We start from the raw sequence: 25,853 nt of genomic DNA, 5'->3' as shown, positions 1-25,853 counted from the left end.
TCTGACCTTACAAGAAAGAGAACAGCCATGATCACCCTCAAACAGCTCACCCTTGCCCTGTGCACCGCCTCCAGCGGGGTCGCCATGGCGGCCGACAGCGTGCGGATCTCCAACTGGAGCAACTACATCGCCGGCGATACCTTGAGCAATTTCACAGCTCAGACCGGTATCCAGACCACCTATGACCTGATCGACAGCAACGAGATGCTCGAGGCCAAGCTCATCACCGGCAGCAGCGGCTATGACGTGGTCAGCCCCTCCAACCACTTCCTGGCACAACTGATCAAGGCGGGCGCCTTGCAGAAGCTGGACAAGAGCAAGCTGCCGAACTGGCACAACCTCGATCCGCAGCTACTGAAGATGCTGGAGGTCAACGACCCCGGCAATGCCTATGGCTTTCCCTACATGTGGGTTACGGTCGGCATTGGCTACAACGTCGAGAAGCTCAAGGCGATCTTCGGCGATACCGCCATCACCCAGAGCTGGGACCTGCTGTTCGATCCGAAGAACATCGAGAAACTCAGCCAGTGCGGGGTCGCCTTCATCGACAACTCGACCCAGCTGTTGCCCATCACCCTCAACTACCTGGGGCTCAGGCACGACAGCGAGAACCTGGCCGACTACAAGCAGGCCGAGGCGGCCTTGCTCAAGGTAAAACCCTACGTGCAGTACTTTCACCAGTCCAAGTACGTCAGCGACCTGGCCAACGGCAATATCTGCGTGGCCATCGGCTTCAGCGGCGACATCGCCCAGGCCGCCTCGATTGCCCGTGAGGCGCACAACGGTGTCGAGATCGGTTACAGCATCCCCAGGGAGGGCTCGACCCTGGCGGTCGACATGGTGGTCATGCCGCGCAACGCGCCGAACCCGGACAGCGGCTATGCCTACATGAACTACCTGCTCGAACCCAAGGTCATCGCCGATATCAGCAATGCCATTCATTACCCCAATGGCAATGCCGCAGCGACCCCGCTGGTGGACCAGGTCTTGCGCGACGACCCGGCGATGTACCCTGCGCCGCAAGTGATGAAATCATTGTTCACGCTCAAGGCCATGCCACCCAAGGTGATGCGCCAGGTCACCCGCTTGTGGACCAAGGTGACCAGCGGCTTGTGAAACCCGGGGTTGCCTACCCCTACGTATCGATCCGATTGCGACTGCTGCGCAGTCGATCGCAGCCTCGTGCCTCGGCAGCGGCTACACCATTACAGGCCAGCTGTAGCCGCTGCCGCCAGGCTGCGATCGGGCGCGAAGCGGCCGCAAGGTCACCAGCCCTTGACCCCGTGCATGTCGGGCAACTTGTGGGCAATGCCCTTGTGGCAATCGATGCAGGTCGCCTCGCCCTTGGCCAGCGAGGTGGAATGCATCGCCGCCGCCCGCTTGCTCTGGCGGGTGAAATCCATGAACTCGAAGTTGTGGCAGTTGCGGCACTCGCGCGAGTCGTTGGCCTTGAGCCTGGCCCATTCATGCTCGGCCAGTTCGCGGCGCAGGGTGAGGAACTTGTCGCGGGTGTCGATGGTGCCGAAGATCTTGCCCCAGACCTCCTTGGACGCCTGCATCTTGCGCGCGATCTTGTGGGTCCACTCGTGGGGCACGTGGCAGTCCGGGCAACTGGCGCGCACGCCGGAGCGGTTGGTGTAGTGGATGGTCTCCTTGAGCTCGACGAAGACGTTGTCGCGCATCTCATGGCACGACACGCAGAATTTCTCGGTGTTGGTCATCTCCAGGGCAGTGTTGAAACCACCCCAGAAGATGATCCCGGCGATGAACCCGCCCAGGGTCAGGAACCCCAGGCTGAAGTAGACGCTGGGCCGACAGAGGATGCCCCAGTACTCCTTAAGCAGGGCGAACAGTGCTTTCATGGCGCCTCCTCAAGGTTGCTTGCCTGCGGCTTCGGCGTCGTCCTGCAGGATCTTGTCGATGGTTTCGAAACTGTTGCCCACCAGCGGCTGCACCTCTTTCTGCGGCACGTGGCACTGGTTGCAGAAGTACCGGCGCGGTGACACCGCCGCCAGGGCCTGGCCGTCTCGGTCCATGTAGTGGGTGATGCTGATCATGGTTGCCTGGCTGCGGGCGCTGTTGGCGCGGCTGTGGCAAGACAGGCACTTGTTGCCGTTCTTGTCGATCTGATAGCCACGAATGCTGTGGGGAATGGTCGGCGGCTGGTCGGGGTAGTTGCGCTCGCGCTTGAGGTCCTTGTTTTCGTCATTGGCAAGGGGCGGTGCCGGCATGCTCTGGGTCAGGGTACCGCCGGGGCGGCGTCCGTCGGGCCCCGGGGCATCGAGCGGATAGTCGACATCGGCGGCGATCACTGCGCCAATCACGGCGAACAGCAGCAACGGCAGGATTCGGATAGTCATGACGGCGCTCCTCAGGCCACGCTGATCAGCTCGATACGGATGGCGCATTTTTTGTAGTCGGTCTGCTTGGAGATCGGGTCGGTGGCGTCGAGGGTGACCTTGTTGATCAGCTTGTTGGCGTCGAAAAAGGGCACGAACACCAGGCCACGGGGCGGTTTGTTGCGCCCACGGGTCTCGATGCGCGCGCGCATCTCGCCACGGCGGCTGACCAGTTTCACCTCGCTGCCACGCCGGGCGTTCATGGCCTTGGCGTCATCGGGGTGCATGTACACCAGGGCATCCGGCACGGCCCGGTACAGCTCCTCGACCCGCTGGGTCATGCTGCCGGTGTGCCAGTGCTCCAGCACCCGGCCGGTGCTCAGCCAGAACGGGTACTCGTCATCCGGTGCTTCGGCCGGCGGCTCGTAGGGCAGGGCGAAGATGATCGCTTTCTTGTCCGGGTAGCCATAGAACTGCACGCCGCTGCCGGCTTCGACATAGGGATCGAGGCCCTCGCGGTAGCGCCAGCGGGTCTCCTTGCCATCGACCACCGGCCAGCGCAGCCCGCGCTCGCTGTGGTAGCGGTCGAAGGTCGCCAGGTCGTGGCCGTGGCCGCGCCCGAACTGGGCGTATTCCTCGAACAGGCCCTTTTGCAGGTAGAAGCCAAAGGCCTTGGCTTCATCGTTCTTGAAGCCGGCTTCCAGTTGCTCCACCGGGAACTGATCGACCTGGCCGTTCTTGAACAGCACCTCGAACAGGGTCTTGCCCTTGTACTCGGGCGCCTTGGCCAGCAGGTCGGCGGGCCAGACTTCGTCGGTGGTGAAGCGCTTGGAGAATTCCACCAGTTGCCACAGGTCCGAGCGCGCGTCCCCCGGTGCACTGACCAGCTGATGCCAGAACTGGGTACGGCGTTCGGCATTGCCGAAGGCGCCTTCCTTTTCCACCCACATGGCGCTGGGCAGGATCAGGTCGGCGGCCTGGGCCGAGACGGTGGGGTACACATCGGAAACGATCACGAAGTTCTCCGGCTTGCGCCAGCCCGGCAGCACTTCCTGCATGATGTTGGGACCTGCCTGCATATTGTTGCTGGCCTGGGTCCAGTACACGTTGAGCACGCCGTCCTTGAGCATGCGGCTCTGTTGCACGGCGTGGAAGCCGACCTTTTCCTGGATCGTCCCGGCGGGCAGCTTCCAGATCTTTTCGGCGGTGGCGCGGTGCTTGGGATTGGTCACCACCAGGTCGGCCGGCAGACGATGGGAGAAGGTGCCGACCTCGCGGGCGGTGCCGCAGGCGGACGGCTGGCCGGTGAGCGAGAAGGGGCTGTTGCCCGGTTCGCTGATCTTGCCGGTGAGCAGGTGGATGTTGTAGATCAGGTTGTTGGCCCAGACCCCGCGGGTGTGCTGGTTGAAGCCCATGGTCCAGAACGACACGACCTTGCGCTTGGGGTCGGCATACAACTCGGCCAACGCCTTGAGGCGCTCGGCGGGCACGCCGGTTTCTTTGGCCGTGCGCTCAAGGGTATAGGGCCGGACGAAGGCGGCGAACTGGTCGAAATCGATGTCGCTCCAGGTGTTGGCCTTGTCGGCGTTCTTGGCCCCGGTCTCCAGCGGGTTGTCCGGGCGCAGGCCGTAGCCGATGTCGTCGGCGCCCTTGGCGAAGCGGGTGTGCTTGCTGATGAAGTCCTTGTTCACCGCGCCGCTCTGGATGATGTGGTTGGCGATGTAGTTGAGGATCAGCAGGTCGGTCTGTGGTTTGAACACCATGGGGATGTCGGCAAGCTCAAAGCTGCGGTGTTCGAAGGTCGACAGCACCGCGACCTTGACCTGCGGCTGGCTCAGGCGCCGGTCGGTGACCCGGCTCCAGAGGATCGGGTGCATCTCGGCCATGTTCGAGCCCCAGAGCACGAAGGCGTCGGTGACTTCGATATCGTCGTAGCAGCCCATGGGCTCGTCCATGCCGAAGGTGCGCATGAAGCCCATGACTGCCGAGGCCATGCAGTGGCGGGCGTTGGGGTCGATGTTGTTGCTGCGAAAGCCGGCCTTCATCAGCTTGTTGGCGGCATAGCCTTCCCAGACGGTCCATTGCCCGGAACCGAACATGCCGATCGACTCGGGGCCTTTGTTCTTCAGGGCTTGCTTGTACTTGTCGGCCATGATGTCGAAGGCCTTGTCCCAGCTGATCGGCTGGAATTCGCCCTGTTTGTCGTACTGGCCGTTCTTCATGCGCAGCAGCGGTTGGGTCAGGCGGTCGACGCCATACATGATCTTCGACAGGAAGTAGCCCTTGACGCAGTTCAGTCCGCGGTTGACCTCGGCCTTGACGTCGCCATGGGTCGCGACCACGCGGTTGTCGCGGGTGGCCACCATCACGCTGCACCCGGTGCCGCAGAAGCGGCAGGGCGCCTTGTTCCAGTCCAGGCTGACCATGTCCGCTTCGGTGATCAGGTTGCTGGCGGTGGTGTAGATCGGCAGGCCGGCGGCGGCTGCGGCAATGGCCGCGGCCTGGGCCTTGGCGAATTCACGGCGGGTCATGCTCATTGCTGCTCACCTGCGGGGTCGAGGAGTTCGTGGTAGATCAACGCGGCATTGAGTACGCCTGGCAAATTGTTGATCTGTTCGATGCGTTGCAGGATCTGTTGTTCGTCTCGGGCTTCAAGTACCACCACCAACTTTCCGGCCGTACTTTCCTGATGCAGTTCAATACCTTCGAGCAGGCGCAAGTTGGCTTTTACTGCTTCAAACAGTTCCGGGCGGGCAAGTACGACAAGACTGGCGATATGCAGCGCGTCATCCATGGGCGGGCTCCGATGAACAAGGTCAGTTGGGCGGCCCAGGCGGACCGTAGATCATCTGCAGGAACCAGACAATGAAGCCGTAGCCACCGACAATGGCGACCGAGAGCAGGGGAAAGAGGCAGGCGACAAGAAAGATGAACAGCCGGACTTCCTTGCGGCGCGTGGATTTTTGTTCTTCAGCCAATGACATTGAAGTATCTCCAGCCGAACCTTGGTTCAGCGTAGATCACGAACTTGGGATGGCTTGGAGACTGTGACGTATTACGACCGGCGGCAACTTGCGCCAGATCAACGTTGAGGTGGGGATTATTTAAAAGATAAACAAAACAATAAGCATTGCAGGTATTCAAATGTAGGAGCGGGCTTGCCCCGCGATCGCGTGCTATCTGGCATAACGCAATCGCGGGACAAGCCCGCTCCTACAGGGAACCATCAGTTCCAGGGACGGTCGCCGTGCTCGTCCTTGACGCGGGTCGGCAGACCCATCACGTCCAGCGCCTTGAGGAACGGCTCGGCTGGCAGCTCCTCGACGTTGACCATGCGCTGCACGTCCCACTCGCCACGGGCGACCAGCAGGGCGGCGGCTACCGGCGGCACGCCAGCGGTATAGGAAATACCCTGGCTGTCGGTCTCGGCGTAGGCTTCTTCGTGGTCGGCGACGTTGTAGATGAACACCTCACGCGGCTGGCCGTCCTTGGTGCCCTTGACCAGGTCACCGATGCAGGTCTTGCCGGTGTAGCCAGGCGCCAGCGACGCCGGGTCAGGCAGCACGGCCTTGACCACCTTGAGCGGTACCACTTCCAGGCCTTCGGCGGTCTTGACCGGCTGCTCGGAGAGCAGGCCGAGGTTCTTCAGCACGGTGAACACGTTGATGTAGTGCTCGCCGAAACTCATCCAGAAGCGCACGTTGGGCACGTCCAGGTTCTTGGACAGCGAGTGCACTTCGTCGTGACCGGTCAGGTACAGGTTCTGCGAACCCACCACCGGCAGGTCATCGGTACGCTTGACTTCGAACATGGTGTTGCTGGTCCACTGGCTGTTCTGCCAGCTCCACACCTGCCCGGTAAATTCGCGGAAGTTGATTTCCGGGTCGAAGTTGGTGGCGAAGTACTTGCCATGGGATCCGGCATTGACGTCGAGAATGTCGATCGAATCAATGCGGTCGAAATACTGTTGTTTTGCCAGGGCTGCATAGGCGTTGACAACGCCCGGGTCGAAGCCCACGCCGAGAATGGCGGTCACGTTCTTCTGCTGGCACTCCTCGAGGTGTTTCCACTCGTAGTTGCCGTACCATGGCGGCGTCTCGCAGATCTTGCCCGGCTCTTCGTGAATGGCGGTGTCCAGGTAGGCCACGCCAGTATCGATGCAGGCACGCAGCACCGACATGTTGAGGAAGGCGGAGCCGACGTTGATGACGATCTGCGATTCGGTTTCGCGGATCAGCGCCTTGGTCGCTTCGACATCCAGCGCATTGAGCGCGTAAGCGGCGATTTCAGCGGGCTGTTTGAGGCTGCCCTTGGCCTTGACGCTGTCGATGATGGCCTGGCATTTGGAGATGTTGCGCGACGCGATAGCAATACGACCGAGTTCGTCGTTGTGCTGCGCGCACTTGTGGGCCACCACCTTGGCGACACCTCCTGCACCAATGATAAGAACGTTCTTCTTCAATTTCTCTTTCTCTCCTTTACTGCCAGCTCAAGACAGGCTGGACAAGTAGTCTTCGAAACCAAACTCGCGAACCACCTCGACAGTACCGTCGAGTTGTTTCACAACGATGGACGGCATTTTCAGGCCGTTGAACCAGTTTTTCTTGACCATGGTGTAACCCGCTGCGTCAACGAACGACAGCCGATCGCCGATGGCCAACGGACGATCGAATTGATACTCGCCGAAGATGTCACCGGCCAGGCAGGACTTACCGCACACCATATAGGTGTGTTCGCCGTCGTTGGGCGCCATCTTGGCGTTGAGGCGGTAGATCAGCAGGTCCAGCATGTGCGCTTCGATGGAGCTGTCGACCACGGCCAGGTGCTTGCCGTTGTACAGGGTGTCGAGCACGGTGACTTCCAGCGAGGCGCTCTGGGTGATGGCCGCTTCGCCCGGCTCCAGGTAGACCTGTACGCCGTATTGCTCGGAGAAGGCCTTCAGGCGCGCGCAGAAGGCGTCCAGGGCGTAGTCGTCACCGGTGAAGTGGATGCCGCCACCCAGGCTGACCCACTCGACCTTGTGCAGCAGGTGGCCGAAGCGCTCCTCGATGTGTCCGAGCATCTTGTCGAACAGCTCGAAGTCAGCGTTTTCGCAGTTGTTGTGGAACATGAAGCCGGAGATCTGATCGATCACGCCTTCTACTTTCACCGGGTCCCACTCGCCCAGGCGGCTGAACGGACGCGCCGGGTCGGCCAGCAGGTAATCCGAGCTGCTCACTTGCGGGTTGACCCGCAGGCCGCGCACGGTGCCTTCGGTCTGCTCGGCAAAGCGCTGCAATTGGCCGATGGAGTTGAAGATGATCTTGTCGCAGTTCTCGATCATCTCGCCGATTTCGTCATCGGCCCAGGCCACGCTGTAGGCGTGGGTTTCGCCGGCGAACTTCTGGCGACCGAGCTTGAGCTCGTAGAGCGACGACGACGTGGTGCCGTCCATGTACTGCTGCATCAGGTCGAACACCGACCAGGTGGCGAAGCACTTGAGTGCCAGCAGGGCCTTGGCCCCGGACTTTTCGCGCACGTAGGCGATCTTCTGCATGTTCTGCAGCAGCTTTTGTTTATCGATGAGGTAGTACGGCGTATTGATCATTTCCAGGCCCCAGGCTTGGCCAGCCAAAAAAAGGACACGCATTGTGCCTTCACTGACCGCATATCGAAAGGGCGATTCACGTATTTCGCTGGGTGGATGTCGGGAAACCCCGTTAGATGGGCGTCCAGAGTGCTTCTATACTGCTATTACCGTACTGGCACGCCTGGCATGAATGCGTGGCTCCAGCCTATTCCTCTCAATCAGGGCATGGTCGATGCCCCGGGTGTTGGAGCATGAACGACATACCCTGGGGCTACGTGATGCTGGCGGCGATGCTGATCGCCTCCGCCGCCATCCTGGCCTGGGGCGCTGCCCTGGCGCGTCGGCGCGATCGGGAAAACCCGCGCAAGCGCAAGGATTGAGCAGCGGCAACAGATCAATAACCCGCGCCACCCATACCGCCCATGTTCGAGGGAGGTTCCCTGGATTTCGCCTGGGCAGTGCTCCATTGCGCGCAGGTCATGAAGCCCGTGTGGTCGACGTGTTCGCCCAGATCGAAGCTGACGTAGTAAGGCTGCTGCATGCCCGCCTGCACGAGCATGTAATCAAAGCAGGTGCCAGGCACCACTGTGCGGTCGGACTCCAGCAGGGGCTGCCCGCCAATCTGCCGGACCTGCTCCTTGGTCATGCCCGTCTCGACCCGCGCAACCAGTGGCTGGTTACGATAGGCATCCTTGTCGGACGAACAACCCGCTATCACCGAGAGTACCGCGACCAGCGCAAAAACAGACGTGTTCATGGCAGGGCTCCCGCCAGTGAATGTCGCGAAGAGGCTTCTGGGTACATCTATTAAAGTAAAGCCCAGCACCGCTGGGTGCGCCAAGCGACAACGCGCCGACCGCCATTGCCATACCCCTCCCAATCGAGGGGGGTGGCTAGCCGAACAGGGACTTACGCTACGTCGGTCATCCATGCTGAACACCGTGGACACCCATAAGGATTCGTATGCGCTATCGCCTATGTGCTCTTTTCACTGCCATTGCCTTGTCCAGTGCGCCGTCCTGGGCCCAGGACGCCCCGGCAGCCGACCCGGCAAAGGCTGCCAGCCCGACCACCGCCGCCGTCAATCAGGGCGTGCTCAAGCAGCTGCCGTTCCAGGACCGCGCCGACTTTGACGCCGCCCGCCGGGGACTGGTGGCGGCCTTCGAGGGTGAGGTGAAGAATGCCGAGGGCAAGCCGGTATGGTCATTGCAGCAGTATGACTTCCTCAAGCAGGCGCAGGCCCCTGACACGGTCAACCCCAGCCTGTGGCGCCAGGCGCAGCTCAATGCCAACGCCGGGCTGTTCGAGGTGACCGACAAGGTCTACCAGATTCGCGGCATCGATCTTGCCAACATGACCATCATCGAAGGCGACGACGGGCTGATCATCATCGATCCGCTCTATGTCACCGAGACCGCCAGGGCCGGCCTTGAGTTGTACTACCGGCACCGCCCGCGCAAGCCGGTGGTGGCGGTCATCTACTCCCATAGCCATGCCGATCATTTTGGCGGCGTGCGCGGCGTGGTCGACGAGGCGGACGTCAAGGCTGGCAACGTGCGTATCTATGCCCCGAACGGCTTCATGGAGCACGCGATCCAGGAGAACGTCCTGGCGGGCACTGCGATGTTTCGTCGAGGCGCGTACCAGAGCGGTAGCGCGGTAGCCAGGAGCGAACGCGGGCAGGTGGATACCGGCATCGGCAAGGCCGTGCCGCAGGGGGGCAGCATCAGCCTGATCGCGCCGACCGACCTGATCGTACAGCCCCTGGAAAGCCATGAAATCGCTGGCGTGCAGGTGGAGTTCCAGCTCACCCCCGGCACCGAGGCACCGGCGGAGATGAACCTGTACCTGCCGCAGCTGCAGGCGCTGTGCATGGCTGAAAACGCGGTGATGTCGATGCACAACGTGCTCACGCCACGGGGCGCGGAGGTCCGGGACGCCAAGGCCTGGTCCCGGTTCATCGACGACAGTCTGGTGCGCTACGGCGACAAGGCCCAGGTGATGTTCGCCCAGCACAACTGGCCAACCTGGGGCGCCGACGGCATTCGCACGATGCTGGCCGACCAGCGCGACATGTACGCCTTCATCAATAACCGCACCTTGCACCTGCTCAACCAGGGCATGACACCACTGGAGATCGCCGATGCGATCAAAGCACTGCCCGGCGAGCTCGATCACAAATGGTATGCCCGGGGCTACTACGGCAACCTGAGTTTCAATAGCCGCGCCGTCTACCAGCGTTACCTGGGCTTTTACGACGGCAATCCGGCCAACCTCGACCCGTTGCCGCCGCAGCAGGCCGGCCAGCGCTACGTCGAAGCGCTGGGCGGGGCAGACAAGGTGCTGACACTGATGCGCGCGGCGATGGAGCAGGGCGATTACCGCTGGGCGACGCAACTGGGCAACCACCTGGTGTTCGCCGAGCCTGACAACAAGGCCGCCCGCGAGGCGCAGGCCGATGCCCTGGAGCAGTTGGGTTATCGCAGTGAGTCGGCGATCTGGCGCAACATCTACCTGACGGGCGCCCAGGAGTTGCGCAAGGTCGAGGTCCCCCGGGGCGGCCGTGCCATTGCCGACCTAGTGCGCGCGGCAACGCCGGCGATGTTCATGGATGTGCTGGCCGTGCGCATGGATTCGGACAAGGCCCAGGGCCACGACATGACCCTGAACTGGAACTTCGACGACCTCGACCAGCATTTTGCCCTGACCTTGCGCAATGGCGTACTGACCTGGCGCGAACACGCGAGCCATGAGCGTGCCGATGCCACAGTGACCATGAGCAAGGCGGCGCTGGACCTGATCAGCCTGCGCCAGCTCGACTTCCCGACAGCGATCAAGCAGGGCGATATCAAGATCGAGGGCGATGCCCAGCGCTTCAAGGCGATGCTCGGCATGCTGGCCAGCTTCCAGCCCAGCTTCAACATCGTGACCCCCTGAGCGACATGGGGTTTCATCCAGCGGGCGTAACTCCGGCTGACCGAGGTGCCGGGGTGGCGACTGCGTTGCAGTCGATCGCAGCCTCGTACCTCGGCAGCGATTGGTGAGAGCGGCGATGCGACGACTCGACTTGCCCCGCGATTGAACGCAGCGACGCATCGCGGGGCAAGCCCGCTCCTACAGGCAGTCGGTCGCAGCCTCGTACCTCGGCAGCGGCGACACCGGTCGCGTCGTAGCCGCTGCCGCCAGGCTGCGATCGGCCGCGCAGCGGTCGTAGAACCGGCTGACCGAGGTGCCTGGCTGGCGACTGCCTCGTACCTCGGCAGCGGCTACGACCAATGCCAGCCCGACCCACTACCCAAGTAGCATTCGTCTTACCTGGGCGCCTCCCTAGACTGCTTGCATCATCCAGGGCGGAGCCCGTCTCATGCACCCGTACCCGAGCGAAGGCGTCACCTGCGCCGTATCGCGGGCCAGCGCCGCCGACCAGGTGGCCCAGGCGCTAGCCGCCCAGTTGCTGCACCCGCATCTGGGCTTCGTGCTGTTCTTTTGCTCGCCCGGCTACGACCTGCCGGCCCTGGCCCAGGCGTTGCAGCAAAGTTTCGGCGGGATTCGCCTGGCCGGTTGCACCAGCGCCGGCGAGATCACGCCCGAAGGCTACGAACGTGGCTGCGTCACCGCCCTGGGCTTCGATCATCGCCAGTTCTCCATCGCCGCCGAACGCATCGATGCCATGGAGCAGTTCAGCCTGATTGCCGCCCAGGCCATGGTCGAGCGTCTGGTGGCGGGCTGTCGTAGCAACAGCCTGGCACCGATCAAGGGACACAGCTTTGCCCTGACCCTGCTCGACGGGCTTTCCAGCCGTGAAGAAACCGTGCTGGCCGCCCTCAGCGCGGCACTGGGCGATATTCCGCACTTTGGCGGGTCGGCCGGTGACGACAACCAGCTCAGCCATACCCACGTGTACTACGACGGCGCCTTTCACAGCGGCGCGGCGGTGGTGCTGCTGGTCAACACCTGGCTGGATTTCGAAGTCTTCACCACCCATCACCTGCAGCCGCGCCGCGAGAAGCTGGTGGTGACCCGTGCCGACCGCCAGTTGCGCCGGGTCCATGAACTCAACGCGGAGCCGGCAGCCGAGGAGTACGCACGCCTGATCGGTGTGCCGGTCAGCGCCCTGGACCAGCGGGTATTCGCCGCCCATCCCCTGGCAGTGCGGCTCAATGATCGCCATTACGTGCGCGCCATCCAGCAGGTGCACGACGACTTGAGCCTGAGTTTCTACTGTGCGGTGGAGAACGGCATCGTCCTCACCGCCATGCGCCCGGGGCCGTTACTGGCCAACCTGCAGTCACTGTTCGACGGCCTGCACGAGCGCCTCGGGCCATTGCTGGTGTGTATCGGCTGTGATTGCTTCCTGCGCCGCCTGGAGCTTGAGGGCAGCGATGCGCTTGCCGCGGTCGGCGACTTCCTGCGCAGTCGGCAGGTGCTGGGTTTCAACTCCTACGGGGAACAGTTCAATGGCACCCATATCAATCAGACCTTCACCGGTGTCGCCATCGGACGCCCGCGCCAGCGACTCGAACCTTGAGCTTGAGGCGCTGCGTCGAGCCAACCGCAAGCTGTTGCACATCAATGCGGCGCTGATCGAACGCCTGGAGTCCGGTGCGGTGCGCCCGGACGATGCCTACGCAGCGTTCCAGCATTCGGTGGCACTGGCCGAACAAGTGCGTGAACGCACCGACACCCTGAACCAGACCCTGATCGAACTCAAGGCCAGCAATCGCTTGCTCAGCGATGCCCGGCTGCGCGCCGAAACCGCTCATCAGCACCTGGTCGATGCCATCGAGAGCATCTCCGACGCCTTTGTGCTGTTCGACCAGGACCTGCGCATCGTGCTGTTCAACAGCCGTTTCAACACCTTCTGGGCCAACAGCCGGATACGCATCATCAGCGGCATGCGCCTGGCCGAGATCAAGCGCCTGATGCACGGCAGCGGCCTGTTCAACGAAGAGCACCGCGGCGCGGGCGACGAACACGGGCTCTATTGCCTGCACAACGGTCGTTGGTTGCAGGTCAGCGAGCGGCCGACCCGCGACGGTGGCCGGGTCATGCTGTTCACCGACATCACCGAACTCAAGCACAGCGAAACCCGCCGCCGCGAACAGGCGGTGGCGCAGAAGTCGCACCTGTTACAGCGCGCTGTGGACAACCTGTCCCAGGGTGTGGCCATGGTCAATGCCGACGGCATGCTGGAGCTGTGGAACCGGCGTTTCCTGGAGCTCAGCGGCTTGGCCCCGATTGCCGCCCACAGACCGTTCGCCGAAGTGATCGCCGACAGCGAGCTGGCGTTGTTGACCCCGGACAGCCGCGACGCCAACGGACGCTGCATCCATGAACGGGAACAGCGCCTGTACGACGGCCGCATGCTGGAGATCCGTACCCATCCGCTACCCACCGGAGGCTTCGTCAACACCTTCACCGATATCACCGAGCGCTACCAGCACGCCGAGACATTGAGCGAGAGCGAGCGCTGGATTCGCCTGATCACGGACCACGTGCCGGCCCTGATTGCCTACCTCAATGCCGAGCTGGTCTATGAGTTCACCAACCAGGTCTATGAGCAATGGTACTGCTGGCCACGGGGAGTGATGCTCGGGCAACGCCTGCGCGACGTCCACAGCCCCGAGCACTACCAGCGCCTGGAAGGCTACATCGCCCGGGCACTGGCGGGGGAGAGCGTGACGTTCGAGTGCGCCGAAACCCACGTCAACGGTCAGGAGCGCTACATGCTGCGCTCCTATGTGCCCAATCGTGCGGCCAGCGGCGAGGTGGTCGGCATTTTCGTGCTGATCCGCGACATCACCGAGCGCCGGCGTAGCGCCGAGGCCCTGCACCAGGCCTACCAGCACCTGGAAGTACGAGTGCGTGAGCGCACCGCCGAGCTGACCCGGGCCAAGCAGGAGGCCGAGCAGGCCAATCTGTCCAAGACCAAGTTCCTGGCCGCCGTCAGCCATGACCTGCTGCAACCGCTGAACGCGGCGCGGCTGTTCACCAGCGCCTTGCTCGAACAGCACAGCGCCAACCCGGGCCTGGTGCGCAGCGTCAGCCATTCGCTCGACGATGTGGAGAGCCTGCTCGGTACCCTGGTGGATATCTCCAAGCTCGATGCCGGTGTCATACAGGCAGACCTTGCGACCTTTGCCCTGACCGACCTGCTCGACAACCTGGCCATCGAGTATGCCCACGCTGCCAGCAGCGAAGGCCTGTGCCTGTCCTACCATCCCTGTAACCTGTACGTGCACAGCGACATCCAGCTACTGGCGCGGATCCTGCGCAACCTGCTCAGCAATGCCATCCGCTACACCCGGCAAGGGCGTGTTGTGCTGGGTTGCCGGCGGCGGGAGCGGCGGGTGTGGATCGAAGTCTGGGATACCGGTATCGGCATCGCCGAAGACAAGCGCGAAGAAGTCTTCCAGGAATTCAAGCGCGGCGATGTGCAGCGCCCCGACCAGGACCGCGGCCTGGGGTTGGGCCTGGCGATTGTCGAGAAGATCGCCGGGATCCTCGGGCACCGCATTGAGCTGCGCTCGGTGCCGGGAAAAGGCTCGGTGTTTGCCGTCGAAGTGCCCCGCGCCGACAGTGCAGCCCGACCGCCACAGGCCCTTGCGTTGGCTGAGGTGTCGGAAATACGCCTGGCCGGTGCGCGGATCTGGGTGCTGGATAACGATGCGGCGATCTGCGCCGCCATGGCCACCTTGCTGATGCAATGGGGCTGCGAGGTGGTGACCGCCTTGAGCGAAGAAGACCTGGCGCGCCAGGTCGATATCGGCCATGCCGACGTTGACCTGATGATCGCCGACTATCACCTCGATGGCGAACGCAACGGCGTCGATGCGCTGGCGGCGATCAATGCCCAGCGCCCGACGCCGCTACCGGCGCTGATGATCACGGCCAACTACAGCAGCGAGCTCAAGCAACAGGTGCGTGAACGTGGCCATGCCTTGTTGCACAAGCCGGTGCGGCCGATGAAGCTCAGGGCTGCCATCGGCCACCTGCTGGGCAACGGCCTCAGCGTGGCAGGCGCCCGCTGACGAAGTGGGCGACGTCGTTGAAGCCGTGGGTCGAGGCATGGCCCGGCGTCACCAGCGAATCGATGAAGGCTTCGTCCTCGGCGCTGATCTTGACCTGCAATGCGCCGCTGTAGGTGTCCCACTGGGCTTCAGTGCGCGGGCCGACGATGGCCGAACTGACCAGCTGGTTGTTGAGTACCCAGGCGATGGCGAACTCGACCATGCCCACGCCCTTGTCCTGGGTGTAGGCCTCAAGCGTGCGGGCGATGGCCAGGGACTGGGGGCGCCATTCGGTTTCCAGGATGCGCTTGTCCTGGCGACCGGCACGCGTACCGGCCTGCGGTGCGGCACCGGGGGCGTACTTGCCGCTGAGCACACCACGGGCCAACGGGCTGAACGGCACGATGCCCAGGCCATGGTGGGCCGCGGCGTGGAACTGTTCGGGTTCGGCCTGGCGGTTGACGATGTTGTACAGCGGCTGGCTGACCACCGGCTTCGGCACGCCCAGGCGCTCGGCCAGGTGGCAGATCTCGGCGATGCGCCAGCCGCGGAAGTTGGACACGCCCCAGTGGCGGATCTTGCCCTGGCGCAGCAGATCGCCCATGGCGCCGACCGTGACTTCCAGCGGTGTGCCGTGGTCTTCGCGGTGCAGGTAATAGATGTCCAGGTAATCGGTGCCCAGGCGCGTCAGGCTGGCCTCGATGGCATTGAAGATATGCTTGCGGCCCAGCCCACTGCGGTTGGGGAGGCCGTCGGCCGGGCCGAAACCGACCTTGCTCGCCAGCACCCAGTCGTGGCGATGGCGGGCGATGGCTTCACCGACGATCTCCTCGGAGCGCCCGGCGTTGTACACGTCGGCGGTGTCGATGAAGTTGATGCCCTGGTCCCAGGCCTTGTCGATGATGCGCAGCGAATCGTCGACGCTGGTAGGTTCGCCGAACATCATGCTGCCCAGGGTCAGGGCGGACACCCGCAGGCCGCTGCGGCCCAATGGACGATAGATCATGAGCGAAATCCCGTGGCGATGTGATCCGGTCTGTTTTACACAGTTCGCCCCGGGATTGAAAGCGCGCGCCTGCTGTCAGCTTGCGGCGACCGATACCGCCGTACGCGCGCGTGACACCTGCAGCGCCACCAGGCTACCGACCACGATCAGCCCGGCCAGGGAATACAGCGCCGCATCGGTCGAGCCGGTCTGGTCCTTGATGAAACCCACCAGGTAGGGGCTGAGGAAGCCGGCCATCTGCCCGACCGAGTTGATGATCGCCAGGCCCGCCACGGCGGTGCCGGCGCTGAGCAGGGCGGTGGGCATCGGCCAGAACATCGGCAGGCCGGTGAGGGCGCCCATGGTGGCGATGCTCAGGCCGACAATGGCAATGGCCGGGCTGTGGGCGAAGTTGACCGCGATCAGCAGGCCGGCGGCGCCCATCAGCATCGGTACCACCAAGTGCCAGCGGCGTTCGTTGCGCAGGTCCGCCGAGCGGCCCACCAGCAGCATGAACACACCGGCCAGCAGGTAGGGGATGGCGCTCAGCCAGCCGATCAGCAAGGCATCGCTGAAGCCCAGGTTCTTGATGATCGACGGCAGCCAGAAGTTGATCGCATAGACCCCACTCTGGATGCAGAAGTAGACGAAACCGAAGGTCCAGATCAGCGGGTTGGTGAACACCGACAGCACGCTGTCGCTGGTGGTCACCGGCTTGCTGGCGGCGTCGGCGGCAAGATCCGTCTCGATGATCTTGCGTTCGGCCGGGCTCAGCCATTTGGCCGTGGCATAGCCGTCACTGAGCAGGAACACCGCGAGAACGCCCAACAGCACAGTCGGCAGGCCCTGGATCAGGAACATCCACTGCCAGCCGGCCAGGCCATGCTGACCGGCGGCGAAGTGGTTGAGGATCCAGCCGGAGAAAGGCCCGCCCAGCAACCCGGAGACCGGGATCGCCGACATGAACAGGGCCATGATCCGGCCACGGCGGGTGGCCGGGAACCAGCGCGAGAGGTACAGCACGATGCCGGGGAAGAAGCTCGCTTCGGCAGCGCCGGTGAACAGGCGCAGCACATAGAACTCCATGGGCGTGGTGACGAACAACAGGCAGGTCGACAGCGTGCCCCAGGCGATCATCATCAGCGCGATCCAGCGCCTGGGGCCGAAGCGGTTGAGTGCCAGGTTGCTGGGCAGGCCGCACAGCACGTAGCCGATGAAGAAAATGCCGGCGCCGAGGCCGTAGATGGTTTCGCTGAATTTCAGTGCATCGAGCATCTGCAACTTGGCAAAGCCGACGTTGACCCGGTCCAGGTAGTTGAACAGGTAGCAGATGAAGATGAACGGAATCAGCCGCAGCGTAACGCGCCGGTACAGCGCATTGCGGGTGACGTCTTGGCCTTGGTCAGGGGCAGGGCTGTATGCCATGATTCTCTCTCTGTTGTTATGTTTATCGCCGCAGCAGCATCGAGGCTGTTGCTGCGACGAGTCTCGGTGAGCGGACCGTGGCTGTCTTTGTGCTTTTGCACAGCATTTCATGCGGCCTGCTGTGCCCCGGACCAATCACTGCGACAACAAGGATCCTCCCATGTTCGAACTCGACCATGACCTGGCGCAAGATATCGTCGATCGGGCGATGGCGATCCTGCCCTGCAACGTCAACGTCATGGACAGCCAGGGCCTGATCCTGGGCAGCGGCGAGCCGGAGCGGATCAACACCCGCCACGAAGGCGCCCAGCTGGTACTGGCCAACGGTCGGATCGTCGAACTGGACGTCGAGGCGGCCAAGTGCCTCAAGGGCGTGCAGCCCGGGGTCAACCTGCCGTTGATGCTCGATGGGCGCCTGATCGGCGTGCTGGGCCTGACCGGCGACCCGCAGCAGCTGCGCACCTATGCCGAACTGGTGCGCATGACCGCCGAGATGCTCCTGGCCCAGCGCCACCTGCAGGTCGAGCAGCAGTGGCGCCAGCAACGGTGCGATGATCTGCTGGCCTTGTTGCTGGGTGGTTCGGGCGACTCGCCCAGGTTGATCGACGAAGCCCGGCAACTGGGGCTCAAACCGCAATTGGCGAGAATTCCCTGCCTGTTCGAACTGGAGGCCGGGCCTGCGGCCGAGACCCTGGCCGGCTGGTTGATGAGCCGGTACCCGGACAGTTGGTGCGTGAGTCCGGCGCGCCAGTCGTTGCTGTGGTGCCGGCCGGCCAGCGTCGCCCTGGATGAGCCCCGCCTGCTGGAGAAACTGCAACGCCAGGGCTGGCAGGTTCAGCGCCTGGCCGCAGGCACCGCGGCGCAAAGCCTTGAGCAACTGCGCCGGGGTTACCGGCGCGTGCGTGATCTGCTGGCCTATGGCCGCGAGGTGCTGCCTGCCGAGCAGGTCCTGACCCTGGCCCGCTACCGCCTGCCGGCCTTGCTCTGGCGCCATCGCAACGATGACGCCCTGGACGAGTTGCTCGAGCCTTTGCAACGTATTCGTGCCAAGGACAGCAGCGGGCAGTTGCTGGCCACCCTGCGAGCCTGGTGTGCCCACGACGGCCAGAGCCAGGCCTGCGCCGATGCCCTGGGGATTCACCGTAACAGCCTGCGCTACCGGCTGGAGCGCATTGCCGAACTGAGCGAGGTCGATCCCTTGCGCCTTGAAGGGATGCTCAGCTTGTACCTGGGCTTGCAACTGATACCCGCGTCGTGAAATCTACGGCCGCTGCGCGCCCGATCGCAGCCTGGCGGCAGCGGCTACACCCGTTGTAGCCGCTGCCGAGGTACGAGGCTGCGATCGACTGCGCAGCAGTCGCAGGTTGCGGGGGCGATTTGGCCAGCTGACCAAACGAAAGGCCGGCACCTTTGTGCATCCGACTGAAGAACGCCCATGCTGCAACTGTCAGCATGCTGCCTATCAGCACAAGGAGCACTCCCATGAAAATCGTCATTGCCCCTGACTCGTTCAAGGACAGCCTCAGCGCCGAAGGGGTCGCCAGCGCCATTGCCGCAGGGCTTGCCCAGGTGCTGCCCCAGGCGCAATTGGTCAAGTGTCCGATGGCCGACGGTGGCGAGGGCACCATGGACGCGATCATCGCCGCCTGCGCCGGCGAGCTGCGTACCCTCGACGTACGCGGGCCGCTGGGTGAGGCTGTAGGTGCTGGCTGGGGCTGGCTTGCCGAGAGCCGCACCGCGATCATCGAGATGGCCCAGGCCAGCGGCATTCAACTGCTGGCCCCGGCACAACGCGACGCCTGCCGCACCAGCACCTACGGCACGGGGCAGTTGATCGGCGCGGCGCTGGACGCCGGTGCGCAGCGGATCATCCTGGCCATTGGCGGCAGTGCCACCAACGATGCCGGCAGCGGCATGCTGCGTGCCCTGGGCCTGGAGCTCTTCGATGCGCAGGATCAACCGCTGGCCGAGGGCGGTCTGGCCCTGGCGCAGCTTGCACGCATTGATGCCCGTGCACTGGACCCACGACTGGCCGAGGTGCAACTGGAAGTGGCGGCTGACGTCGACAACCCCCTGTGTGGCAGCAATGGCGCGTCGGCGATCTTTGGCCCACAAAAAGGTGCCAGCCCGGAACAGGTGCGCTTGCTGGACCAGGCATTGGGGCATTTTGCCGATCACTGCGCCGGGTTGCTAGGTACCGACGTGCGTGACCTGCCAGGTTGTGGCGCCGCCGGTGGCATGGGCTTCGCCGCCAAGGCGTTCATGCAGGCAAGCTTTCGCCCCGGTATCGAGGTGGTGGCAGAGCTGGCCGGACTGGACGCAGCGGTGCAGGGCGCCGACCTGGTGATCACCGGGGAAGGGCGCTTCGATGCCCAGACCCTGCGTGGCAAGACACCCTTTGGCGTGGCGCGTATCGCCCGCCGTCATGGCGTGCCGGTGGTGGTGATCGCCGGGACCCTGGGGGAAGGCTACGAGCAACTCTATGCCCATGGCATCGAATCCGCCTTCGCACTGACCAGTGGGCCGATGAGCCTGGAACAGGCCTGCGCCCAGGCAGCGCCGTTGCTGCAAGCACGGGCCGGGGATATCGCCCGTCTGTGGCGCTGCGCGTCGAAGACTCAGGACTGAATCAAGCGCTCCAGGGGAACGAGGCTGGTACCTTCAAGCAGGGCCAGCTCGCCAAAGGACGCCGACGCATCGATATACCGCAACGCCGACTTGGCATCCTTCCAGCCCACATGGCTCATCAACGCCTTGAGTTCCCAGCCATTGCTGGTGGCCCAGGTGGCAAAGCCACGGCGCAATGAATGGCCGGTATACAGGGCGGCGGGCACGCCGCCACGTTCGAGGATGCGCCGCAACAGGGCGATCAGGCTGTTGCTGTTGAGCGCAGCCTCACCGAGGTTGCCCCAGCGGTCGAGCTTGCGGAACACCGGGCCGTGGGCGATGCCGGCCACTTCGATCCATTGCAGGTAGGCCTGCACCGGGCACAGCACTTTCAACGCCGGGGCCTGATGGCGCACGCCCAGTGCCTGGCGGTCGCCTTTGCTGCGCGGCAGGTAGATCGACAGGCCGATGCCGGCCTGGGCCTGGATATGCTCGACCCGCAGGCGCGCCAGTTCATCGCCGCGAAACCCCCGCCAGAAACCGATCAGCAGCAAGGCGGCATCACGCCGGGCCCTTAGCAGGGCGGGCAGGTCGTGCTGCTGTCGTGCCGCGTGTGCCTCGGCGTCCAGTACCGCTACCGCCTGTTGCAAGTGCTGGATCTGCAAGGGCGCTGCCTGCCGCGGTTCGGCCGGGTGCAGGGTGCGGATGCCCCTGAGCACCTGGCGCACCACCGGCGCCTTGGTCGGGTCGGGAAAGCCCTGGCTGACATGCCATTGCCCCAGCGCTGCCAGGCGCTGTTTGAGGGTGTTGATCGAGTGGCTGCCTGCGTGATCGGCCAGGTAGCGGGCCACGTTGTCGGCGGTGGCCGGCAGGAAGCCGCCCCAACTGACCTCGAAGTGCTCGACCGCCGCCTGATAACTGCGCCGGGTGTTGTCCCGGGTGGCGGCCTGCAGGTACTGTTCGATGCTGTTGGGTGGGGTCATGGCTCACGGGGCCCTGGTTGCCGGGCCATTGCTGGATAGTGTGTTCGTTGCATTGTGCTCACACCGTCGGCGAGTAACAAGCGACGTCACTCGGCGCATCAGGTTCCAGTGTTTGGCGCTGCTGGTCAGTTAGCGCGGCCGTGGCGCGTGCCGGAACTAGACTGTCACTCTGACGTTGAGGTTAGGTCGCTGGTATCAACGTGTTCGATTGAGGGAAAACCCTCATTGCTGCGGGTATGTCAGCCTCCTAGCATGGCAACGGTGCCAGCCCTCAAGCCCTGAACCACGGAGCCAGCCATGACCAGCACAGCAACCGACGACAAACGCCCGACCCCGGATCCTGCCGAGGACAATGCGTTTTTTCCCTCACCGTATTCGCTCAGCCAGTTTACCTCGCCGAAGTCCGACCTCAGTGGTGCCGATTATCCCGATCCTTACAAGGGCGGGCGCTGGAAGGTGCTGGTGATCGGCGCCGATGAGCGCTATCTGCTGACTGATAACGGCACGATGTTCTCGACCGGCAACCATCCCGTGGAGACGCTGCTGCCGATGTACCACCTGGACAAGGCCGGGTTCGGCTTCGATGTCGCGACCGTGTCCGGTAACCCGGTCAAGTTCGAGTTCTGGGCGATGCCGTCCGAAGACACTGAAGTCAAAGGCTTGTACGGCAAGTACCGCGCTCAGTTCAAACAGCCGAGAAAGCTCGCCGAAGTGATCGACAGCGCCCTGGGCGACGACTCCGACTACATCGGGGTCTTCATTCCGGGTGGGCATGGTGCGCTGATCGGCCTGCCGGAAAGTGTCGAGGTGCAAAAAGTGCTGGAGTGGGCCGCCGCCAGGGACAAGTTCGTCATCTCCCTGTGCCATGGTCCGGCTGCCTTGCTCGCCCTGGGCGTTGGCAAATCCGCAGCGGCCAACCCCTACAAGGGCTACAAGATCTGTGCCTTCCCCGACGACCTGGATGCCCAGACGCCCGCCATCGGCTACATGCCGGGTCACCTGACCTGGAAGTTCGGTGAACAGCTCCAGGCGCTGGGCTTCGAGATCATCAACAAGGACATCTCCGGTGCCACCCACCAGGATCGCAAGCTGTTGACCGGCGACAGCCCGTACGCGGGTAACGCCCTGGGCAAGTTGGCTGCTGCCGTGTTGCTCGACGAGGTCGCGGCAAGGTGAAAAGCGGGGTGGCCGAGGCGGCCGTGCGCGCGGTGCTGGAGATCGAACGCGCCACCGCGCTGGCGCAACTCCAGCAGGCCGTTCGCACCTTTGCCAGGTCCTTTGGCTACGATCGCTTCGTGCTGTTTTCGGCCTCATCGGCACGGGACGAAGTGGTCGAGCGCATGTACTGGGTCGAAGGTGACTGGTTTGGCGATGGCCTGACGGTCGACGCCCAGACCTACGTGCGCCGTTGCCCGGTCACCCGCCATATCCTGGAAACCCGCGAACCGTTCTTCTGGACCAAGACCCAGCGGGAGGAGGGTGACCGCTACCGTGTGGTCCGTCGCCCACTTGGCAACGGGCCACACGGCTTGCAGGTGCCGGTATTCGGTCCGCTGGGGCTCGAAGGTGCCATGAGTCTTGGCGGTGATCAGGTGGACAGCAGCCCCGAGGTCCGGGTGCTGTTGGCAATGGTCGCCACCGCCGCGTTTTGCGCCGCTCGCCGGTTACTCGAAGCGCCTGGCACCGAGGGCGTCAGAACGCTGTCCGAGCGTGAGCGTGAAGTACTGGCCTGGACCGCCGCCGGGCGACGCCAGGCCGATATCGCCGCCACCCTCGGGTTGTCGGAGCGCACAGTGGAGAATCATCTACGCGCTGCCCGTCGTCGCCTGGGCGTGGCAACAACCGCACAGGCGATCCAGGTCGCCACGCGCAGTGGAGACCTGGACGGCTGAGGCGGCTGGTAAACGACGCTCAGCTTGACGATCAGCTATCGCACTGACATGGAACTTACTATTACAAGGTGAGTTGGGCGGGTGCTTACGAACAGAGACCCTATCCCCGGCCTCGTCTGAGAGTCCGCAACGCTTTGTCATCACAGAACGTTCTGTAGACCGCCGGACACGCTACAAAGTCTCAGCTTCCAAGGGGCAGCGATTTGAGTTCTCGGGGTTTCGTACAGAGTCTAATGAAATTTGGTGATTCTCTCATCAAGAGGAAGCGGGCTGGTAGTCGGAAACGCTCGAAGCGGTCGTAACGGTAGCGCTTGTCCTGCGGGAAGTGTTTTCCGAGTACCCCTATAATGCTAGTTAATATAGGATGTTCCGATTGATCTTTTGTCCTGTTTGACCATTTTTATTTTCAGCTCCCAGTCATCCTCGCATATTTCTTTTCCTGAAAATATGTACAGCACGTCTCCGGTTGATAAATGTGTTCTCATTATGCTGTTATCTTGGAATTCTATTTGGCTAATGAATATCATGGGGGTGTCGGCAATAAATCGCCAGCTTGGCTCTCTAATCCACTTTGGGGTGCGTTCATGGTATAAAAATTAGTAGAAATTATTCGGGGCATCCACTTTTTTGTGTCTGGAGGGAGGGGCGTTACCCACTCTATCGTTGGCCCCGTCCGAAAAATAAGGAGACCAATAAGAACGGGAGCTTTTCTTTAAAGTGGAAGGCTGTTCGCGGTACGGCTCACTCATTTTTAGCTTGTGTATTACTGATTTTAATTTTTCATATTCCATTGTAGTCTCGCCAGAATTTATTAAAAATATCTTGATGGGTTTTCGTTGGGCGGGAACTAGTTTCCTGTCGGGAAAGTCTAGGGTTTGCAATAAGTGTTTTTCGAGTTTCTATTGTGGCGCTGCAATAAAATAAGCCAGAGAATTGTTTGTTAGGAATTTCCCGTTATGGCCATTATATTCATCAGCTGCGTCAGGCCAGGCAAAAAAATGTATTTCGGGTTTTTCTTCGGTTTTTCCGGTTTTACGGTTAACTAAGTATACCCTTCTGGCTCCTTTTTTTAATATTTTGAAGGTTTCTTTTACGAAGGAGTCGGTGCGAGGATCGGATTTTGGATCGTACGATGAAGACAGCCTTCCGTTGCGAAGACAAACATCGTCATAGTCTGCCTTGCTTGATCGGATGTACTGGATGAGGCCAGGGCCGACAGTTGCTCCGAAATAACAGTTTTTGCTTTCGTTGCGAAATATAAAATTTTTGCTGTATTCAACGGTTGACAGTATTGCTTTGTTCCATATGGAATGTTGGGGGGTGTCGTTGTGGCAGTCGGCCAGCGTCTCCTTTACGAGGGGAGTTTTAGTATCCCAGTCTCCAATATCAATGAATGCTATCTGGGGAAAGTGAGAGGACAAGGCTTGAGAAAATCTGATTTCATCAACTCTTGTCATGAATATTAGTATCGTTGGGTTCTGATTAGACATACGTGCTTACCTTAAGATGACCTGGCCTGTAGGCATGCTGGTAGTGTTTAGCGTTCCAGTCTGAACAATTTTTCCCTTGATAACAGTGGTCAAAATAGAGTTGGGGTTTTGTTTCATAGTTCGATTGGCATTATCCCACTCGCGCTGGGGTATTCCTTTCACTTTGCCTTTGTCAACTGTTTGAATATATACCATTCCCTGGGAGTCGTTTCTCACCAAAAATGTTAGTAATCTCAGGGTGGTCAGAAAACCAAAATGATATGGATTCGAAGTTTACTCCAAGGGCCCCTTTCCAGAAGACGACTGGGTATCTCCAATCGGATTTCGAGGATCTTGCGGCGTGTGAAAAAGGGGGAGTAAATTTGCATTTATAGCCTTGGTGTTGTGGGGGCTGCAAAATTCCTGCGTATCCGAGTGTTTCTAATAGGCCTCTAATTTGTTCTTTCGGAATGTCGAGCCATTTTTTTGGGTTGGTCGCTTTAAAAGTGATGTAGGGGTTTCGTCGGCTGATGAACTGGTTAGTTCTTTTAGAAGGCTTATGAATTTTTGGTTGCTGCCAATTGTAATTGGTGGTAGCTGAGTATTAGTTTGCAGAATTTGCGCCAGCTCTGCTCGTTTCTTGCTTTTTAAAGATCTATATGGAAATCTAGTGCAGTTTGTAAGGATTAAATCAATTGTTTGTGACTGGCGTAACCTGATTGATGGTATTGCCAGCTTGGAAGCGGAATCCATCAATACCCTGGTTTCTGCTATGGCGTTTGGCGACGTTTTTCAAGGTTTCTTTGTCGGATGCGTGACCATGATAGTACGGGCCGTTGCTATCTGTGAGCACATAATTCCAGTCTAAACCAAGCGGGTCAGTCCAAGTTGTTGGGTTAGGTGTATATGGGTAGAAGTTAGCTGACGTAGCTGACCAGACCGTGCATGTAACGTACCGGGCGTTCACCGTCTAAAATGGTGAACAGCACCGGCTTGTCGAGCATGTGGCTGAAGTCAATGCCATTTTCGTAGTGCGGGCTCTAGAAGTGGTGGCTCGGAGGAAAATGTTTTTCCTTCACTTACTAAATCGAATTTTATGGCCATGGCATGTTAGTCCGTGTTCAAAGGCCTTGTTTATCGAGAGTTCTATGCTCTTTGTGATGTATTCGTAAAGGTTTTTGTATTTTGAGTATTGTGGTGAAATGATATGAAATTTATTTTGATCTAAGGGGAGGTAATAGCCGGAGTCTTTTGAAGGTAAGCCATATGGCGCGTCTTCTGGGGTTGGCACAGGAATAGAGATTGAGACTTCAAACTCTTTGTCTGAAGGGTAGCGTTTTGTTCGCTTGAAAATACCGATGCTGTCGGTATTTCTAATGGTTGCAGATATTAAAATACTCCATCCGTTTAGGTCTTCAATATTTATCCTTTCAAGTTTTTTTGATATGTATTCATTTAGCGTGTTTGTGGCTTCGGTTAGGTTTATTGTGTTGTTTATGTTTGGTGATTCGTTGGAAATAATGCATCTGATTGGCTCGAGCATGGTCTTCTCTAAATGTAGTTGAGGTTTTTAT

General features: G+C 61.3%; 22 protein-coding genes. 9 read left to right on the top strand and 13 right to left on the bottom strand.

Annotated features, from left to right (window positions below):
• The first annotated feature begins 30 nt into the window (after positions 1 to 30).
• Complete coding sequence (locus ACIQUS_RS09280) at positions 31 to 1,116, top strand: polyamine ABC transporter substrate-binding protein (RefSeq protein WP_403046118.1); 1,086 nt, start codon at positions 31 to 33, stop codon at positions 1,114 to 1,116.
• 149 nt (positions 1,117 to 1,265) lie between these two features.
• Here the strand turns inward: ACIQUS_RS09280 and ACIQUS_RS09275 are convergent, their stop codons facing one another.
• The 7 genes from ACIQUS_RS09275 to nspC form a co-directional block, all read right to left on the bottom strand.
• Positions 1,266 to 1,862 (bottom strand): cytochrome c3 family protein, encoded by a 597-nt coding sequence (locus tag ACIQUS_RS09275; protein ID WP_285865562.1) that lies wholly within the window; start codon positions 1,860 to 1,862, stop codon positions 1,266 to 1,268.
• Between the two features lie 9 nt (positions 1,863 to 1,871).
• Complete coding sequence (locus ACIQUS_RS09270) at positions 1,872 to 2,360, bottom strand: nitrate reductase cytochrome c-type subunit (protein ID WP_403045831.1); 489 nt, start codon at positions 2,358 to 2,360, stop codon at positions 1,872 to 1,874.
• Positions 2,361 to 2,371: 11 nt separating this feature from the next.
• Positions 2,372 to 4,876, bottom strand: a complete 2,505-nt coding sequence (gene napA / locus ACIQUS_RS09265; protein ID WP_403045828.1) for a nitrate reductase catalytic subunit NapA — start codon at positions 4,874 to 4,876, stop codon at positions 2,372 to 2,374.
• Positions 4,873 to 5,133 (bottom strand): chaperone NapD, encoded by a 261-nt coding sequence (locus ACIQUS_RS09260; protein ID WP_403045825.1) that lies wholly within the window; start codon positions 5,131 to 5,133, stop codon positions 4,873 to 4,875. The genes napA and ACIQUS_RS09260 overlap by 4 nt, the downstream gene beginning before the upstream one ends.
• A 22-nt stretch (positions 5,134 to 5,155) precedes the next feature.
• Positions 5,156 to 5,323: a periplasmic nitrate reductase, NapE protein gene (gene napE, locus ACIQUS_RS09255; RefSeq protein WP_403045823.1), complete on the bottom strand. Its 168-nt coding sequence runs from the start codon at positions 5,321 to 5,323 to the stop codon at positions 5,156 to 5,158.
• 242 nt (positions 5,324 to 5,565) lie between these two features.
• Entirely contained in the window at positions 5,566 to 6,801 is a 1,236-nt protein-coding gene (locus ACIQUS_RS09250; protein ID WP_403045820.1) for a saccharopine dehydrogenase family protein, read from the bottom strand.
• A 27-nt stretch (positions 6,802 to 6,828) separates the two neighbouring features.
• Positions 6,829 to 7,926: a carboxynorspermidine decarboxylase gene (gene nspC / locus ACIQUS_RS09245; RefSeq protein ID WP_403046115.1), complete on the bottom strand. Its 1,098-nt coding sequence runs from the start codon at positions 7,924 to 7,926 to the stop codon at positions 6,829 to 6,831.
• A gap of 233 nt (positions 7,927 to 8,159) precedes the next feature.
• Between nspC and ACIQUS_RS09240 the strand changes: the two genes are divergently transcribed.
• Positions 8,160 to 8,288 (top strand): hypothetical protein, encoded by a 129-nt coding sequence (locus ACIQUS_RS09240; protein WP_403045818.1) that lies wholly within the window; start codon positions 8,160 to 8,162, stop codon positions 8,286 to 8,288.
• Between the two features lie 14 nt (positions 8,289 to 8,302).
• Here ACIQUS_RS09240 and osmE read toward each other — a convergent pair whose 3' ends face one another.
• The gene (osmE, locus tag ACIQUS_RS09235; RefSeq protein WP_403045815.1) at positions 8,303 to 8,665 is read right to left on the bottom strand and encodes an osmotically-inducible lipoprotein OsmE; all 363 of its coding nucleotides are present in this window, start codon (positions 8,663 to 8,665) and stop codon (positions 8,303 to 8,305) included.
• A 206-nt stretch (positions 8,666 to 8,871) separates the two neighbouring features.
• Here osmE and ACIQUS_RS09230 point away from each other — a divergent pair, with 206 nt between their 5' ends.
• The 3 genes from ACIQUS_RS09230 (at position 8,872) to ACIQUS_RS09220 (ending at position 14,939) form a co-directional block, all read left to right on the top strand.
• Positions 8,872 to 10,845, top strand: coding sequence for an alkyl/aryl-sulfatase (locus ACIQUS_RS09230; protein ID WP_403045812.1), 1,974 nt, complete (start codon positions 8,872 to 8,874; stop codon positions 10,843 to 10,845).
• A 427-nt stretch (positions 10,846 to 11,272) separates the two neighbouring features.
• Positions 11,273 to 12,436: a nitric oxide-sensing protein NosP gene (nosP, locus tag ACIQUS_RS09225; protein ID WP_403045810.1), complete on the top strand. Its 1,164-nt coding sequence runs from the start codon at positions 11,273 to 11,275 to the stop codon at positions 12,434 to 12,436.
• Positions 12,366 to 14,939 carry a NahK/ErcS family hybrid sensor histidine kinase/response regulator gene (locus tag ACIQUS_RS09220; RefSeq protein WP_403045807.1) on the top strand — a complete coding sequence of 858 codons (2,574 nt, stop codon included), beginning with the start codon at positions 12,366 to 12,368 and terminating at the stop codon, positions 14,937 to 14,939. Before nosP ends, ACIQUS_RS09220 begins: the two co-directional genes overlap by 71 nt.
• Here the strand turns inward: ACIQUS_RS09220 and ACIQUS_RS09215 are convergent.
• Both ACIQUS_RS09215 and ACIQUS_RS09210 read right to left on the bottom strand, forming a co-directional pair.
• Positions 14,917 to 15,924: an aldo/keto reductase gene (locus tag ACIQUS_RS09215; protein ID WP_403045805.1), complete on the bottom strand. Its 1,008-nt coding sequence runs from the start codon at positions 15,922 to 15,924 to the stop codon at positions 14,917 to 14,919. The two genes, ACIQUS_RS09220 and ACIQUS_RS09215, sit on opposite strands and share 23 nt — an antisense overlap.
• Before the next feature lie 75 nt (positions 15,925 to 15,999).
• Positions 16,000 to 17,328 (bottom strand): MFS transporter, encoded by a 1,329-nt coding sequence (locus tag ACIQUS_RS09210; RefSeq protein WP_403045802.1) that lies wholly within the window; start codon positions 17,326 to 17,328, stop codon positions 16,000 to 16,002.
• A gap of 160 nt (positions 17,329 to 17,488) precedes the next feature.
• Here ACIQUS_RS09210 and ACIQUS_RS09205 point away from each other — a divergent pair, with 160 nt between their 5' ends.
• Both ACIQUS_RS09205 and ACIQUS_RS09200 read left to right on the top strand, forming a co-directional pair.
• Positions 17,489 to 18,586 (top strand): sugar diacid recognition domain-containing protein, encoded by a 1,098-nt coding sequence (locus ACIQUS_RS09205; protein WP_403045799.1) that lies wholly within the window; start codon positions 17,489 to 17,491, stop codon positions 18,584 to 18,586.
• Positions 18,587 to 18,810: 224 nt separating this feature from the next.
• Positions 18,811 to 19,956 (top strand): glycerate kinase, encoded by a 1,146-nt coding sequence (locus tag ACIQUS_RS09200; protein WP_403045796.1) that lies wholly within the window; start codon positions 18,811 to 18,813, stop codon positions 19,954 to 19,956.
• Here the strand turns inward: ACIQUS_RS09200 and ACIQUS_RS09195 are convergent.
• Entirely contained in the window at positions 19,947 to 20,918 is a 972-nt protein-coding gene (locus ACIQUS_RS09195) for a site-specific integrase (protein WP_403045793.1), read from the bottom strand. The genes ACIQUS_RS09200 and ACIQUS_RS09195 overlap by 10 nt on opposite strands.
• 297 nt (positions 20,919 to 21,215) lie before the next feature.
• Here ACIQUS_RS09195 and hchA point away from each other — a divergent pair, with 297 nt between their 5' ends.
• Together hchA and ACIQUS_RS09185 are read left to right on the top strand one after the other, a co-directional pair.
• Positions 21,216 to 22,094 (top strand): glyoxalase III HchA, encoded by an 879-nt coding sequence (gene hchA, locus ACIQUS_RS09190; RefSeq protein WP_403045791.1) that lies wholly within the window; start codon positions 21,216 to 21,218, stop codon positions 22,092 to 22,094.
• Positions 22,091 to 22,810 carry a PA1136 family autoinducer-binding transcriptional regulator gene (locus tag ACIQUS_RS09185; RefSeq protein ID WP_403045788.1) on the top strand — a complete coding sequence of 240 codons (720 nt, stop codon included), beginning with the start codon at positions 22,091 to 22,093 and terminating at the stop codon, positions 22,808 to 22,810. Before hchA ends, ACIQUS_RS09185 begins: the two co-directional genes overlap by 4 nt.
• An 899-nt stretch (positions 22,811 to 23,709) precedes the next feature.
• On the opposite strand, the gene ACIQUS_RS09180 is transcribed toward ACIQUS_RS09185, so the two are convergent.
• Positions 23,710 to 24,300, bottom strand: a complete 591-nt coding sequence (locus ACIQUS_RS09180; RefSeq protein ID WP_403045786.1) for a hypothetical protein — start codon at positions 24,298 to 24,300, stop codon at positions 23,710 to 23,712.
• Positions 24,301 to 25,354: 1,054 nt separating this feature from the next.
• Positions 25,355 to 25,822, bottom strand: coding sequence for an Imm9 family immunity protein (gene imm9 / locus ACIQUS_RS09175; RefSeq protein WP_403045783.1), 468 nt, complete (start codon positions 25,820 to 25,822; stop codon positions 25,355 to 25,357).
• Between the last annotated feature and the right edge of the window lie 31 nt (positions 25,823 to 25,853).

It is taken from the genome of Pseudomonas sp. NPDC090755, assembly GCF_044769005.1.
Lineage (GTDB): Bacteria > Pseudomonadota > Gammaproteobacteria > Pseudomonadales > Pseudomonadaceae > Aquipseudomonas.
This window is presented reverse-complemented; position numbering and strand designations above follow the sequence as displayed.

Coding starts and splice junctions, on each gene's coding strand:
- ACIQUS_RS09275 (WP_285865562.1), bottom strand. CDS start 1,862: ATGAAAGCACTGTTCGCCCTGCTTAAGGAGTACTGGGGCATCCTCTGT.
- ACIQUS_RS09270 (WP_403045831.1), bottom strand. CDS start 2,360: ATGACTATCCGAATCCTGCCGTTGCTGCTGTTCGCCGTGATTGGCGCA.
- napA (WP_403045828.1), bottom strand. CDS start 4,876: ATGAGCATGACCCGCCGTGAATTCGCCAAGGCCCAGGCCGCGGCCATT.
- ACIQUS_RS09260 (WP_403045825.1), bottom strand. CDS start 5,133: ATGGATGACGCGCTGCATATCGCCAGTCTTGTCGTACTTGCCCGCCCG.
- napE (WP_403045823.1), bottom strand. CDS start 5,323: ATGTCATTGGCTGAAGAACAAAAATCCACGCGCCGCAAGGAAGTCCGG.
- nspC (WP_403046115.1), bottom strand. CDS start 7,926: ATGATCAATACGCCGTACTACCTCATCGATAAACAAAAGCTGCTGCAG.
- ACIQUS_RS09240 (WP_403045818.1), top strand. CDS start 8,160: ATGAACGACATACCCTGGGGCTACGTGATGCTGGCGGCGATGCTGATC.
- osmE (WP_403045815.1), bottom strand. CDS start 8,665: ATGAACACGTCTGTTTTTGCGCTGGTCGCGGTACTCTCGGTGATAGCG.
- ACIQUS_RS09230 (WP_403045812.1), top strand. CDS start 8,872: ATGCGCTATCGCCTATGTGCTCTTTTCACTGCCATTGCCTTGTCCAGT.
- nosP (WP_403045810.1), top strand. CDS start 11,273: ATGCACCCGTACCCGAGCGAAGGCGTCACCTGCGCCGTATCGCGGGCC.
- ACIQUS_RS09220 (WP_403045807.1), top strand. CDS start 12,366: ATGGCACCCATATCAATCAGACCTTCACCGGTGTCGCCATCGGACGCC.
- ACIQUS_RS09215 (WP_403045805.1), bottom strand. CDS start 15,924: ATGATCTATCGTCCATTGGGCCGCAGCGGCCTGCGGGTGTCCGCCCTG.
- ACIQUS_RS09210 (WP_403045802.1), bottom strand. CDS start 17,328: ATGGCATACAGCCCTGCCCCTGACCAAGGCCAAGACGTCACCCGCAAT.
- ACIQUS_RS09205 (WP_403045799.1), top strand. CDS start 17,489: ATGTTCGAACTCGACCATGACCTGGCGCAAGATATCGTCGATCGGGCG.
- ACIQUS_RS09200 (WP_403045796.1), top strand. CDS start 18,811: ATGAAAATCGTCATTGCCCCTGACTCGTTCAAGGACAGCCTCAGCGCC.
- ACIQUS_RS09195 (WP_403045793.1), bottom strand. CDS start 20,918: ATGACCCCACCCAACAGCATCGAACAGTACCTGCAGGCCGCCACCCGG.
- hchA (WP_403045791.1), top strand. CDS start 21,216: ATGACCAGCACAGCAACCGACGACAAACGCCCGACCCCGGATCCTGCC.
- ACIQUS_RS09180 (WP_403045786.1), bottom strand. CDS start 24,300: ATGTCTAATCAGAACCCAACGATACTAATATTCATGACAAGAGTTGAT.
- imm9 (WP_403045783.1), bottom strand. CDS start 25,822: ATGCTCGAGCCAATCAGATGCATTATTTCCAACGAATCACCAAACATA.